The sequence below is a fragment of the Pseudomonas marginalis genome, from assembly GCF_001645105.1.
Taxonomy (GTDB): Bacteria; Pseudomonadota; Gammaproteobacteria; order Pseudomonadales; family Pseudomonadaceae; genus Aquipseudomonas; species Aquipseudomonas petroselini.
Map to the genome: position 1 here is coordinate 386,590 of NZ_LKEG01000036.1, position 12,501 is coordinate 399,090.

The window sequence follows — 12,501 nt, forward strand, 5'->3', positions numbered from 1 at the left end:
TCAAAGGGGAATGTGGGTGGTCGACAAGACCTGACGCAACCCCATGAACGATCGAATCTGGCGAACCCCTGGCAGGTAAAGCAATTGTTCCGCGTGGAGCCGGTTGAAACTGTTGCTGTCCTTGGTTCGTATCAACATGAAGTAGTCGAATTCCCCCGTCACCACATGGCACTCCATGCAGCCGGACACTATTTGTGCGGCTGCCTCGAATGCGGCGAAGGATTCCGGTGTGGAGCGGTCCAGCACCACTCCGATCAACACCACCATTCCCGCATCCAGCGCGACATTGTCCAGCAGTGCGACTATGCCTTTGATCAGGCCGACTTGCTTGAGCCGCTCGACGCGCCTGAGGCACGCCGGTGCACTCAATTTCACCTTCTCTGCCAGCGCCACATTGGAGATGGAAGCATCTCGCTGCAGGGCCTTGAGAATGGCGCGGTCAGTTCGATCCAGTGGCTGCGGCACCGGGGCTGATACGCTTGGCTTCTTGCGAGTATTTATTGCGTTCATAACTATTTGCTCGCAATTAAAGTGTGTTTGATATTTAGAGTGTGAAATTATAGTTCTTCAAGTGATAAAAGTTTGCAACACATCTTTTTAGAAAACTTCTTAATATTGACCTCGTCGAAGCCCGTCTTAAAGCACCTGGAAGGCAACCTTTGCCTTTCGGTCTGGCGCTTTGATGTCCAGTAATCAAGGAGCCGCGTCATGAACCTGAATCGTTTTAAACGTTATCCGTTGACCTTCGGTCCTTCTCCCATCACGCCCTTGAAGCGCCTCAGTGAACACCTGGGTGGCAAGGTCGAGCTGTATGCCAAACGTGAAGACTGCAACAGTGGTCTGGCTTTTGGTGGGAACAAAACGCGCAAGCTCGAATACTTGATTCCCGAAGCGCTCGAGCAAGGCTGCGATACCTTGGTTTCCATTGGCGGTATCCAGTCGAACCAGACCCGCCAGGTGGCAGCCGTTGCCGCTCACCTGGGCATGAAGTGTGTGCTGGTGCAGGAAAACTGGGTGAACTACTCCGATGCGGTGTATGACCGCGTTGGCAATATCGAGATGTCGCGCATCATGGGCGCCGACGTACGACTGGACGCCGCCGGGTTCGACATTGGCATCCGGCCCAGTTGGGAGAAGGCCATGGACGATGTGGTGGAGCGGGGTGGCAAACCGTTTCCGATCCCTGCGGGGTGTTCCGAACATCCCTACGGCGGCCTTGGGTTCGTCGGCTTTGCCGAAGAAGTGCGAGAGCAGGAAAAACAACGGGGGTTCACGTTCGACTACATCGTGGTCTGCTCTGTGACCGGCAGTACCCAGGCCGGCATGGTCGTCGGTTTCGCCGCGGACGGCCGTTCGAAAAACGTTATCGGCATTGATGCCTCGGCCAAGCCAGAGAAAACCAAGGCACAGATCCTGCGTATCGCCAGGCACACCGCAGAGTTGGTGGAACTGGGCCGTGAGATCACCGAAGACGACGTGGTGCTCGATACACGTTTTGCCTACCCGGAATACGGTTTGCCCAACGAAGGCACGCTGGAAGCCATTCGTTTGTGCGGGAGCCTGGAAGGTGTGCTGACCGATCCGGTGTACGAGGGCAAATCCATGCACGGGATGATTGAAATGGTCCGCCGTGGTGAGTTCCCCGAAGGCTCGAAAGTGCTGTATGCGCACTTGGGTGGGGCGCCTGCGTTGAATGCCTACAGCTTCCTGTTTCGCAATGGCTGATTAACGCCAATAACCAGGGAGCTCACGAAGCGATGGGTGAGTCGGCATCAATATTGAATGTCACGACCCCATCGTCGAATCGCCACCCGGAGCACGTTGCTCCTATCCAACCGCCGGGAGTACCGCCATGCATGCGATAACGCAATCCGCAGTCTGGATCAAGAAGCCTTCGGCGGATGCCGGAGTGGTGATCGTTACCAGCGCCGCGTTGCCTCAATACATGATTGACAAGCTGCACGTGGCGATAGATGAGTGGGACCAGGTGGCTTATCTAGCCGTCAAACAGTCCGAGGCATTGATGCTCGACTGGTTGCAGGTCGGGTCCAGCCCGGAGCCGTCTGCCGGGGGCTACGCGTGCCATGCCAGCCAACTGTTGCGCGGTGTCTCCCACGGCAGCTTTTTACTGGATGTCGAAACTGGCACGGATTGCGGCATGACGTGGCTGGGGTCCGTCTTTGGTCATCCGCTGCGCGTGATCGAGCTTGGAAAAGTAGCCTCCTCCACTGCACAGATGGATCAACAGGTGGAGGTGGTGTTAGCGGCGACCCGAAGCCTGGCGAAAAGCGTGTTGCAGGCACGCGGCGTCATTTAACCAAGGGCCTGGTCCATTCGACTGTTGGAACAATAAAGGCATCGCTTATGAGCCGAACTGTCGACTGTCGCACCCACGCAATGAAGTGGATGCGCGAGCCTTCAAGTTGCACGCGTATCGTGGTCATCGTGTGTGGACTTGATAGCGTTCATATTGACTTGATCCATCAGGGGTTCAGCTGTTTTGACACTGTTGCGCTGATCCATGTCGATACGGTGAACGCCGTGCCTGGCAAGCGCGTTGATGTGCAAGGGGTCAAGAGTGACTGTTCTTTTATCTTGCTCGGTGAATTGGATGAGCGTTTATTGCATAGCCTTTCCATGGGTAAGCGATGCCTCTACTCGATAGCGCCAGACGGGTCCGCCGAATGTTCCGTCATTGCAGCAGTAGAACAGGTCAAACGCTTCGCCCGAGTGAGCCATTTGCACCCCCTTGAAGTGATACCCGACAGCGGCAGGCGCTGTCTGTGAACCTGTCGGACACCCTCACCTCGGCGACGCGTAGAAGCCCACGACCTCAAACGCTTTCGCCGACCGCCAGAATGGTCGCCACCAAGGCCAGGGCGCGAGGCACCAGGGTGTCCAGTTCCAGGTATTCGCGATCAGTGTGAACCTTGCCACCCACCGGACCGAGCCCGCACAGGGTCGGAACGCCCAGGCTGGCGGTGAAGCCGGAGTCGGCGCAACCGCCGGTGAATTCGCCTTCGACGCTGAAACCCAGCGCCAGCGCTTCTTGTTGGTAGAGGCGTAGCAGTCGTTCGCTGTGGCGTGCTTCCATCGGTAGAAAGGTCGTCGCTTCCTTTAGGACGGCGCGGGTGCCGATCACTTCTTCTTCGGCGATGATGGCCTGGATTGCGCTGAAGATCTGATCCCAGTGCTTGAGCTCGATGAAGCGCACGTCCAGCCGGGCGCAGGCGCTGGGCGCGACGGTGTTGCTTGACGTACCACCGGATATCAGCCCAACGTTAGTGGTGATGCCTGCCGGGTAATCGGTCAAGGCATGCAGCTTGACGATCTTGCGTGCCAGGGCCTCGATGGCGCTGGCTCCGTCGGCATGGTTGACCCCGGCATGCGCCGCGCGGCCGCTGACTTCGATGATCAGCGTAGCCCCGCCTTTGCGTGCGCTGACCACGTTGCCGCTGGCCCGGCCGGGTTCGGTATTGAGCACGGCGCGGGCGGCACGGGCGGCGTTTTCGATATGCGGCCTGGCGCTGCCGGAGCCGATTTCTTCGTCGCCGGTGTACAGGACCTGCATCGGATAAGGCAACCTGCCGGCGCGCGTGAGGGCCATGAGGGCGAAGCAATTGAGCACCAGGCCGCCTTTCATGTCAGCGACGCCGGGGCCATAGGCGAGGTTGGTGTCGCGGCTGTAGCCGCGAGTCGTGGTGGTGCCTTTGGGGAAGACCGTGTCGCGATGGCCCAGCAACAGCACCGGTTTTCCAGAATCGCCTGGCAATTCGGCGAGCAGCACGTCACCAAAACCCTCGACCGGGATGCGCTTGAGCAGGATGCCGTCGGCCTCCAGTTCAGCCGCGAGCAGCGCGCCCACAGCGTCGACACCCGCCTTGTCATAGCTGTTGGAGTCGGTGTCGACGATACGCTGCAGCAGCGCCTCCATGGCTTCGCGCTGGTCAGCAAGCCAGTCCAAGGCCTGTTGTGGCGTGGCGCTCATTGCGCCTGCTCCCGTAACTGATGTTCCCGCGTCAGGCGTGCCGCGTCGTTACCCAGGTCCCAGAACAGCCCGGCCATGATTTGCAGGCTTTCCTTGACCACCGGCGCCAGCAAGTGTTCGTTCGGCGCATGCTGTGAACAGGCCGGGTACGAGTGCGGCACCCACAATGTTGGCAGGCCCAGCACGTCCGCGAACACGTCGTTGGGCAGCGAGCCACCGAGGTTTGGCAGCAGCGCAGGTTTTTTGCCGGTGGTCTGTGCCAGGGAACTGAGCGCCCAATCGACCCAAGGGCTCTGCGGGTCCAGCCGAGTGGCATGCATCACGTCGATGCGGCTTTGCTTGACCTCGACATTGCTGAAGCCATGCGCATCCAGGTGGGTACGCACCGCCGGGATAAAGGTCGTGTAGTCGCTGTCGACCACGAAGCGGATATGGCAGTGGGCGTTAGCCTTGCCGGGAATCGCATGCACCGGGGCGTCTGGGTTGCCGGTCTTGAAGGCGATGACGTCGAGGGTGTTCCAACCAAACACCTTTTCGCTCAGCGAAAGCGCCGGGTTACCCCAGTTGGCGTCGATGTCCGGATCGCCCGGTCCGCCACCCACGGCAATATCGGCCAATGCCTGTCGAACCGGCTCCGGCAGTGTCTCGGGCATCAGGCCCGCCACTTTCACCCGACCGTGTTCATCGACCATGCTCGCGATGGCATTGGCCAGGATGATGCCGGGATTGGCCAGCAACCCGCCCCAGTTGCCGGAGTGATGGGCGCCCTCACGTAAATTGACCACCAGCTCGAAGTTGAATACCCCGCGTGAGCCGAGAAAAATTGTCGGGCGTGATGCCGCCAGGCGCGGGCCGTCCGAGGCGATGAAAATATCCGCCGCAAGCTCTTTGCTGTGCGCGGCACAGAATGCGTTCAAGCCCGGCGAGCCTTCTTCTTCGCCCATTTCCAGCAACAGCTTGACGTTGAAACCCAGCTGGCCATCGCGCGCCTTGAGCGTTTGTTCCAGCGCAGTCAGGTTGATCAGGTGCTGGCCTTTGTTATCCGCCGTGCCGCGGCCGTACCAGCGATCGCCTTCGGCAATCACTTGCCACGGCGACAGGCCTTCGCGCCATTGCGCCTCATAGCCGCGCACCACATCACCGTGGCCGTAGCTGAGCACGGTCGGCAGGTCCGGGTGTTCAATGCGCGTGGCGATCATGAAGGGGCCGCGCTCGGCCACCGGGTTGTCATAGATCTTGACGCTGAAACCCATCGCCTCGACATGCGGGGTGATGAAGTCATTGAGGTAGCGATACAGCTCGGGCTGGCTGTCCGCTGCCTGGCTTTCGGTGTGCAGGGCGACGCTACGTTCGAGCAGATTGAAAAACTCGCCGTTGTCGAATTGCGCTGTGGTGTTGCTGATAGCCAGTGAACGACTCATGAGTGGACAAGCTCCAGTGTTTGGGCAGAAGTGTCGTGAAGGTGGCAACGCACGTTGCCGCCGATAAGCGGACCATTGGCCGGGTAGGCCGTTTTGCAGGGGGCGAAGCAGCTCGGGCAGCGCGGATGGAAGGCGCAACCGGAGGGCGGTGACATGGGGTTGGGGAAGGTGCCGTGCAGGCCGATGTCGGGAATGCCCAGGCGCGGATCGGGCGTGAGCACCGAATCCAGCAAGGCGCGGGTATAAGGGTGACCGGGTTGAGCGAACAATGATTCGCGCGTGCGTTCTTCGACGATGCGCCCCAGGTACATCACGGCGACCCGGTCGGCGAGGTGTTCGATGACCGCCAGGTTATGGCTGATCAGCAGATAGGTCAGGCCGAATTCGCGCTTGAGGTCCTGCAGCAGATTGAGAATCTGCGCCTGCACCGACACATCCAGCGCTGATGTGGGCTCGTCGCAGATCAACACGTCAGGGCGCATGATCAGCGCCCGTGCAATCGCCACCCGCTGGCGTTGCCCGCCGGACAGCTGGCTCGGGTAGCTGTCGATCACCCGCTTGGGCAGGCCGACCACATCAAGCATCGCTTCGGTCTTCTTGCGTCGCTCGGCGGTACTGCCGATGCCATGCACGATCAGCGGCAGGGTAACGATTTCGCGCAGGGTCTTGCGTGGATTCAGCGAGGAATACGGGTCCTGGAAAATCGGCTGAATATGCCGGGACATTTCCTTGCGATCAGTCGCCGCCAGGTGTTTGCCATTGACCAACACGTCGCCGCTGGTGGGTGGCAACAGACCGAGCAGCATCTTGGCCAGGGTACTTTTGCCGCAACCGGACTCGCCCACCAGGCCGAGGGTCTCGCCACGCATCAGGCGCAGGGAAACGCCATCCACGGCCTTCAGGGTGGCGGCGGGTTTGAAAAAGCCCTGGTTGATCCGAAACTCACGACGGATGTCACACAGCTCCAAAGCGATGTCTTTTTTCATGACCTTGCACGCTCTTGCAGGCGAATCGGTGCCGAGGCCGGGGCGGCGAGCAGGCAGCGCGCCATGTGCCCGTCCTGTTCGACTTCGGGGATGTTTTGCGCGCAGGCCGGTATCGCCTGCCCGCAACGATTGCGGAACGCACACCCTTGCTGTTCGCCGACCAGACTCGGCACCAGGCCTGGAATCGAACCCAGCGCCTCACCCGGTTTGGTCCGGCCAGGGATTGGAATACTCGCCAGCAGCCCCCGGGTGTACGGATGCTGCGGATTCTCGAACAGTTGCAGGGCAGGGGCGGTTTCGACGATTTCCCCGGCATACATCACGGCGACCCGGTCGGCGATCCGTGCCACCAGCCCAAGGTCGTGGGTGATGAAGATCACCGCCAGGCCGAGTTCTTTCTGAATGTCGCGGATCAAGCGAAGGATCTGCGCTTGAATGGTCACGTCCAGCGCCGTGGTGGGCTCATCAGCGATGATCAGGTCCGGTTCGCACATCAACGCCATGGCGATGATCACCCGCTGGCGCAGGCCGCCGGAAAGCTGATGCGGATACTGACGCAAGCGCTCGGTGGCATTGCTGATCCCGACCTTCTCCAGCATCTGCGCGGCCCGCGCCAGGGCCTCTTTGCGTGAGACCTTGCGATGCTGGGTCAGTACCTCGCTGAGTTGATCGCCAATGCTGTAGGCCGGGTTCAGCGAGGTCATCGGCTCCTGGAAGATCATCGCCAGGTGGTTGCCGCGCAGGTCGCACATGCGCCGCTCGCTCTGGCCGAGCATGTCGATGCCGTCCAGCGTCAGCCGGGACGCGGTGCGTTTTGCCTTGCGTGGCAACAGGTCCATCAACGCCAGCGAGGTCAGGGATTTGCCGCAGCCGGATTCCCCGACGATGCACAGCATTTCACCGCGCTCGACTTCAAAATTCAGGCCGCGTACGGCATGCAGCATGTCATCCGGCGTTGGGCTGTTGCCCATGGGGATGTCCACGCGCAGGTTTTCTACATGGAGTAGTGCCATGTTCGGTTCCCTCTATCAGTTACGGCGGTCTATCAGTTACGGCCGTCGGGCAGGATCAGATCGCGCAGGCCATCGCCGACGAGGTTGATGCCCAGCACCAGAATCATCAGGGCGACGCCGGGAATGGCGATGACCCACGGGGAAAAGAACATGTAGGGTTTGCCTTCCGCGATCATCAGGCCCCAGGACGGCGTCGGTGGCTGCACGCCAACCCCGAGGAACGACAGTGCTGACTCCAGCAGGATCGCGTGGGCCATTTCCAGCGTCGCGACGACGATCAGTGCGCCGACCAGATTGGGCAAGATTTCACTGGCCAGAATGCGCAGGGTCGAGCAGCCAAGCGCCTGGGCCGACGCCACATATTCAGCATCGCGAATCTGTTGCACCGAGGCCCTGACCACCACCGCGAAGCGATCCCATAACAGGCAGCCGAGCAGCACGATCACCACTTTCAGGGAGCCGCCCATCAGCGAGGCCGAGGCCAGCGCGACCATCACGACCGGCATCGCCAGCCGGGTGGTGATCAGGTAGCTGATAAACCCATCGACCTTGCCGCCGTAGTAGCCCGCCAACAGCCCCATGACCGTGCCGATAAAGCCGGAAATCAGCGCCGCTACAATGCCGATAAACAGCGAAATACGTGCGCCGTAGAGCAGCCTCGACAGGTAGTCACGGCCCAGCTTGTCGGTGCCGAGCACGTATTCCCAGGTGCCGTTGGCCATCCATACCGGCGGTTTCATGCGCAGCATCACGTCTTGCGCATAAGGGTCGTAAGGTGCCAGCCACGGCGCGAACAGTGCACCCGCGAAGATAATCAGCAACAACACCGCGCCGATGGCGAAACCACGATGACGCAAGCTCTTGCCAAGTACTCGGCTCAGGCTGCTCGGTGGTGGCAGGTAGTCATTGATCGCGAGGGTAGTGGGGGTGCTCATGTAAGCCTCCTAGCGCACACGAATGCGCGGGTCGAGCAGTGCGTTGAGCACATCGGCCAGCAACGTGAGGATGATGTAGATCACTGCAATCAACAGGACCACGGCCTGTACCACCGGAAAGTCGTCACGGGCGATGGCGTCCCAGGCAAGTTGCCCGATGCCCTGCAGGGAGAACACGGTTTCGATCACCACCGAGCCGCCGAGCATGAAGCCGAACTCCACCGCCGCCAGCGCGACGACCGGAATCAGGGCGTTGCGCAGTGCGTGCTTGAACAACACGCGGGCAGGGCGCAGGCCCTTGGCGCGGGCGGTGCGGATGTAATCGGAACTGAGCACATCAAGCATGCCGGCGCGGGTCAGGCGCATGATTGCCGGCGTCGCGTAGTAGCCCAGGGCAATGGCCGGCATGACGAAATGCAGCAGGGTCGAGTTGCCGGACACCGGCAGCCACTTGAGCGTCACCGCGAACACCACGATCAACATCAGCGCAAACCAGAAGCTTGGCATTGCCTGACCCAGCACCGCGATGCTCAAGGCCAGCCGGTCAATCCAGGTGTCGCGTTTGACCGCAGCCAATACGCCCAGTGGAATGGCTACCAGCAAGGCGATCCCCAGCGCCATGGCACCTAGCCCCAGGGTAATCGGCAAGCGGCTGGCGACGAGGTTGTAGACCGATTCCTGAAAGAAAAACGAGTTGCCCAGGTCCAGCCGCAGCAAATCGCCCAGCCAGTTGAAGTACTGGGTCGGCAGCGGTTTGTTCAAGCCGTACTGCACGCGAATCTGTTCGATCTGTTCGCTGGTAGCTTCCGGTCCGCCAATGGCGGTGGCGAGGTCGCCGGACAGGTGCAAAAGAGAAAAGCTGATCACCGACACGGTAATGGCAACGCAAATGGCGATGCCCAGGCGGCGCAGAAGGAATCCAAGCATGGCAAGTTTCCTCATATCCAATGGATGACACGTGTGAGGACGTGTCCGTGGCGCACGAGAGTCCGTGCGCCCGGTTACGTATTACTTCCACGTGGACTCGACGAAACGCGGCAGCTCATCCGGGTACGGTGTGAACGCGAGTTCCGAGGTGTAGGCGTAGTTCATCGAGTAGTTGAACAGCGGCGCCCAGTAGGCCTGCTCGCTGATGCGCTGCAAGGCCTTGCGGTAGTTGTCCTTGCGCACTTGCGGGTCGAGGGCATTGTCGGCGGTCTGCAGCCAGCCCTGGACTTGTGGGTCCTTGATATTGTCGTCCGGATTGCCCTTGAACCAGGTACCGGCCGACGCCGAGGTGTCGAGGATCGAGAACGAGCCCCAGGCCTGAAACGACATGGGCACCTTGCCGCCACGTTGCTGATCGCGCAGGGCGGCATACTTCAAGTAGCGCAGCTTGGCGTTGATGCCCACTGCGCGCAGGTTGCCGATGATTGCTTCGACGTAATCACGGTCGCGATAAGCGAAGATTTCTGTCTCGAAGCCATTTGGGTAACCGGCTTCGGCGAGCAGCGCCTTGGCCTTGGCGGGGTCATAGTTGTAGACCGTGGCCGCGGTGGTATCGCAACCGAACTGGCCTGGATAACAGGCAACCTGCAACGGCTTGGCTTCGCCGCCCACCAGTTGCGTGGCCAGCGCATTGCGGTTGATCGCATGGTTGATGGCCTGGCGCACCTTGAGGTTCTTCATTGGTGAGTTTTCAGTGGAAGTACCGCGCGCATCAAGAATCAGGAAACCGATGCGCATGGTTTCGCCACTGGTCACGGTCAGGTTCGGCATACCTTTGAGGTCGACCGCCTGATCCGAGGTCACACGCCAGGTCCAGTCGACACCGTCGGTCATCAACTCGGCCAGACGGGTTTCTGCATCCGGGATCACGCGGAACTTGAGGTGGCTGATATGTGGCTTGCCTTGTGGGCTGTCCGGGAAGTAGTCCTTGTTGATCTCCATGGTCACACCTTCGCCGGCCACCACCGACACGGCTTTATACGGCCCGGTGCCAATTGGCTTGCGACTGAATTCGGCCAGGCCGACCTTCTCGAAGTACTGCTTGGGAAACATCGGAACGGCGTTGGACAGGTATTCCAGTGCCGGCGGGAAAGGCTTCTTCAAATACAGGCGGACGCTGTAGTCACCGGTTTTTTCGGCGCTCTTGATCCAGTCTACGTTTTGCACGGTAACGACTTTGGCTTCGGGCGACACCACGTAGTTGAGGGTGAACACCACGTCGTCGGCGGTGAAGGCGTCGCCGTTGTGAAATTTGACGCCCTTGCGCAGCTCAAAGTCGATGGTGGTGTCGTCGACCTGCTTCCAGCTGGTGGCCAGCATGGGTTTGTATTCGCCGCTTTTAGGATCGCGGTAGATCAGGTTGTCCCAGATCAGCCGGCCGAGAATCACGCCTTCGCGTAAATCGTTGTGATAGGGGCTGATGTTTTCAGGCTCGCTGTCGGAAGCGTAAACCAGGGTGTCGTTGGCTTTGCCGGCATGCGCCGGAAAGCTGCTGATAAGACCCATCAGCGCAATACTGCAGGCGAAACCTTTGATGCCCATGCCGTCGTCTCCGTTGGCGAGAGTGGTTGAATCAAAGGGCAGCGAATCGCAAATGCGTAGAAGGAGGAGGAAAAGGACGGGCACTGTTTTTTTTGGTCTGGACACGAATGTAGGGAAGGGCTATCAATGCCACAAGCACAATATTTCGATACTTCCTTTGCCGAAAAGGCAATTCTTGGGGGCTCCGATGCAGCTGTATGGCGTGCAGTCCACGGCACTGCGCTATTTTCTTGAGGTCGCGCGATGCGGATCGATCAGCGAGGCCTCCGTGCGGCTGAATGTGGCGGCATCAGCGGTGAGTCGACAAATTTCCAAGCTTGAGTTGGCCCTGGATGCCAGCCTGTTTGAGCGTCGTGCCCGCGGCATGGTGCTCAGTGAGGCGGGGGCGCGACTGGCGGCGTATGCGCGCAAGTCGCAGCTTGAGGCCGAGCAGGTGGTGCTGGAAATTACCGAGTTGCATGGCTTGCAGCGGGGCCATGTGCATGTTGCCTGTTCGGAAGGATTTGCACTGGAATACATGCCCAGAAGCATCAGCGCGTTCAGGCGTGAGTACCAGGGCATTCATTTCACGCTGGAGGTCTGTGCGCCCGCTGAAGCGACCGAGAAGGTTCGCTCCGGTGAAGCCGACCTGGCGATGACGTTCAGCTTGACGCCGCAAAAGGAAATCAAGGTTGAACATGTCCTGAGCGGGGCGATTTTTGCCGTGGTCTCCAATGCCCATCCCTTGGCCGGGCGCGAGTCTGTCAACCTCGCCGAGTTGCAACCCTGGCCCATTGCGTTACCCAAGGCTGACACTACGATACGGCAACTCTTCGACATCTGTTGCGGCGTACAGGGGTTGTTGTTCGACCCGGTACTGACCACTAATTACGTTGCCGCGCTCTACAGTTTCGTCCGTGAAGAGGGAGGCATCAGCCTGGCCAGCGAAATGACCTTGCACCAACAGGTGGCGGACAAGCAGTTGCAATGCTTGCCGATCCTTGATGAAGGCATGCAGGCACGGCGCATCGAACTGCAAAGCATGGCTGGGCGCAATCTACCGGCGGCGGTTTCGGCGTTCAGGGATTTTCTGATCGCTGAGTTGGCGAAGGCGAAGCGGCTTTGAAACGATGAGGTTACTCGCATCTTCCACCTTGGAAGATCAGCGAGTTTTTCTGTGCTGACTGATGGGGGGCTGTTTGTCCTGCCTCGTAGAGGAAATGAACCTGAAACCAACCTCAATTTGCGGAACTGTCCAGTTGGCTAGACGTAGAATCCAATGGTGTTGCTAGGAATCACTTTTTCTTGACCCTTGATGCATCCGAAAAACAAATCCAAGATCGATTCTTTCCTTTTAGCGTCTGTAGGTATTTGAAAAGCAGCATCGAGCCTAAGTCTCACGACTTAGGCGTTTGATGATGGCACTCTCTGATCTGGCCGTGCGGCAAGCCAAGGCCGCCGAGAAAACCTACGGCATCCCCGAAACTGACGGTTGCGCTACTACTGGCTCGGCAAGCAAAAGCGCATCTCCTTGGGCACCTATCCTGAGATTGGTCTGCGTGAAGCACGCACCTTGCGTGATGAAGCCCGGGCGCTCTTCGCGAAGGGTGTCAATCCCCATGCTGACCGCAAATATAAGCGACACGCTGC

12 protein-coding genes and 1 pseudogene are annotated in these 12,501 nt (G+C 59.7%); 5 read left to right on the plus strand and 8 right to left on the minus strand.

What is annotated here, in order from left to right:
• Entirely contained in the window at window positions 1–510 is a 510-nt protein-coding gene (locus AO064_RS13245) for an Lrp/AsnC family transcriptional regulator (RefSeq protein ID WP_064053616.1), read from the minus strand.
• A gap of 198 nt (window positions 511–708) precedes the next feature.
• On the opposite strand from AO064_RS13245, the gene AO064_RS13250 reads away from it, so the two are divergent.
• The 3 genes from AO064_RS13250 to AO064_RS13260 all read left to right on the plus strand — a co-directional run bounded on the left by AO064_RS13250 (window position 709) and on the right by AO064_RS13260 (window position 2,787).
• On the plus strand, window positions 709–1,725 hold the full coding sequence (locus tag AO064_RS13250) for a 1-aminocyclopropane-1-carboxylate deaminase (RefSeq protein WP_064053617.1): 1,017 nt from the start codon (window positions 709–711) through the stop codon (window positions 1,723–1,725).
• Window positions 1,726–1,852: 127 nt separating this feature from the next.
• Complete coding sequence (locus AO064_RS13255) at window positions 1,853–2,317, plus strand: hypothetical protein (protein ID WP_064053618.1); 465 nt, start codon at window positions 1,853–1,855, stop codon at window positions 2,315–2,317.
• 47 nt (window positions 2,318–2,364) lie between these two features.
• Window positions 2,365–2,787: a hypothetical protein gene (locus tag AO064_RS13260; RefSeq protein ID WP_064053619.1), complete on the plus strand. Its 423-nt coding sequence runs from the start codon at window positions 2,365–2,367 to the stop codon at window positions 2,785–2,787.
• A 46-nt stretch (window positions 2,788–2,833) separates the two neighbouring features.
• On the opposite strand, the gene AO064_RS13265 is transcribed toward AO064_RS13260, so the two are convergent.
• The 7 genes from AO064_RS13265 to AO064_RS13295 all read right to left on the minus strand — a co-directional run bounded on the left by AO064_RS13265 (window position 2,834) and on the right by AO064_RS13295 (window position 10,872).
• Window positions 2,834–3,988 carry a M20 family metallopeptidase gene (locus tag AO064_RS13265; protein ID WP_064053620.1) on the minus strand — a complete coding sequence of 385 codons (1,155 nt, stop codon included), beginning with the start codon at window positions 3,986–3,988 and terminating at the stop codon, window positions 2,834–2,836.
• Complete coding sequence (locus tag AO064_RS13270; protein ID WP_053138998.1) at window positions 3,985–5,409, minus strand: M20 family metallopeptidase; 1,425 nt, start codon at window positions 5,407–5,409, stop codon at window positions 3,985–3,987. The genes AO064_RS13265 and AO064_RS13270 overlap by 4 nt, the downstream gene beginning before the upstream one ends.
• A complete protein-coding gene (locus tag AO064_RS13275) occupies window positions 5,406–6,395 on the minus strand; it encodes an ABC transporter ATP-binding protein (protein WP_064053621.1) in 990 nt (329 codons plus the stop codon). The genes AO064_RS13270 and AO064_RS13275 overlap by 4 nt, the downstream gene beginning before the upstream one ends.
• Window positions 6,392–7,408, minus strand: a complete 1,017-nt coding sequence (locus AO064_RS13280) for an ABC transporter ATP-binding protein (protein WP_064053622.1) — start codon at window positions 7,406–7,408, stop codon at window positions 6,392–6,394. Before AO064_RS13280 ends, AO064_RS13275 begins: the two co-directional genes overlap by 4 nt.
• A gap of 32 nt (window positions 7,409–7,440) precedes the next feature.
• The gene (locus AO064_RS13285) at window positions 7,441–8,343 is read right to left on the minus strand and encodes an ABC transporter permease (RefSeq protein ID WP_064053623.1); all 903 of its coding nucleotides are present in this window, start codon (window positions 8,341–8,343) and stop codon (window positions 7,441–7,443) included.
• Window positions 8,344–8,352: 9 nt separating this feature from the next.
• Window positions 8,353–9,270: an ABC transporter permease gene (locus AO064_RS13290; protein ID WP_064053624.1), complete on the minus strand. Its 918-nt coding sequence runs from the start codon at window positions 9,268–9,270 to the stop codon at window positions 8,353–8,355.
• Between the two features lie 81 nt (window positions 9,271–9,351).
• The gene (locus tag AO064_RS13295) at window positions 9,352–10,872 is read right to left on the minus strand and encodes an ABC transporter substrate-binding protein (protein WP_064053625.1); all 1,521 of its coding nucleotides are present in this window, start codon (window positions 10,870–10,872) and stop codon (window positions 9,352–9,354) included.
• A gap of 187 nt (window positions 10,873–11,059) precedes the next feature.
• On the opposite strand from AO064_RS13295, the gene AO064_RS13300 reads away from it, so the two are divergent.
• Both AO064_RS13300 and AO064_RS13305 read left to right on the plus strand, forming a co-directional pair.
• Entirely contained in the window at window positions 11,060–11,977 is a 918-nt protein-coding gene (locus AO064_RS13300; protein ID WP_064053626.1) for a LysR substrate-binding domain-containing protein, read from the plus strand.
• A gap of 292 nt (window positions 11,978–12,269) precedes the next feature.
• A pseudogene (locus tag AO064_RS13305) lies at window positions 12,270–12,499 on the plus strand (Arm DNA-binding domain-containing protein); the annotation flags it as partial.
• Between the last annotated feature and the right edge of the window lie 2 nt (window positions 12,500–12,501).

What these genes read in the sequence shown, in the direction of transcription:
- AO064_RS13275 (WP_064053621.1), bottom strand. Translation starts at nt 6,395, where the DNA reads ATGAAAAAAGACATCGCTTTGGAGCTGTGTGACATCCGTCGTGAGTTT.
- AO064_RS13270 (WP_053138998.1), bottom strand. Translation starts at nt 5,409, where the DNA reads ATGAGTCGTTCACTGGCTATCAGCAACACCACAGCGCAATTCGACAAC.
- AO064_RS13285 (WP_064053623.1), bottom strand. Translation starts at nt 8,343, where the DNA reads ATGAGCACCCCCACTACCCTCGCGATCAATGACTACCTGCCACCACCG.
- AO064_RS13280 (WP_064053622.1), bottom strand. Translation starts at nt 7,408, where the DNA reads ATGGCACTACTCCATGTAGAAAACCTGCGCGTGGACATCCCCATGGGC.
- AO064_RS13260 (WP_064053619.1), top strand. Translation starts at nt 2,365, where the DNA reads ATGAGCCGAACTGTCGACTGTCGCACCCACGCAATGAAGTGGATGCGC.
- AO064_RS13265 (WP_064053620.1), bottom strand. Translation starts at nt 3,988, where the DNA reads ATGAGCGCCACGCCACAACAGGCCTTGGACTGGCTTGCTGACCAGCGC.
- AO064_RS13245 (WP_064053616.1), bottom strand. Translation starts at nt 510, where the DNA reads ATGAACGCAATAAATACTCGCAAGAAGCCAAGCGTATCAGCCCCGGTG.
- AO064_RS13295 (WP_064053625.1), bottom strand. Translation starts at nt 10,872, where the DNA reads ATGGGCATCAAAGGTTTCGCCTGCAGTATTGCGCTGATGGGTCTTATC.
- AO064_RS13300 (WP_064053626.1), top strand. Translation starts at nt 11,060, where the DNA reads ATGCAGCTGTATGGCGTGCAGTCCACGGCACTGCGCTATTTTCTTGAG.
- AO064_RS13255 (WP_064053618.1), top strand. Translation starts at nt 1,853, where the DNA reads ATGCATGCGATAACGCAATCCGCAGTCTGGATCAAGAAGCCTTCGGCG.
- AO064_RS13250 (WP_064053617.1), top strand. Translation starts at nt 709, where the DNA reads ATGAACCTGAATCGTTTTAAACGTTATCCGTTGACCTTCGGTCCTTCT.
- AO064_RS13290 (WP_064053624.1), bottom strand. Translation starts at nt 9,270, where the DNA reads ATGCTTGGATTCCTTCTGCGCCGCCTGGGCATCGCCATTTGCGTTGCC.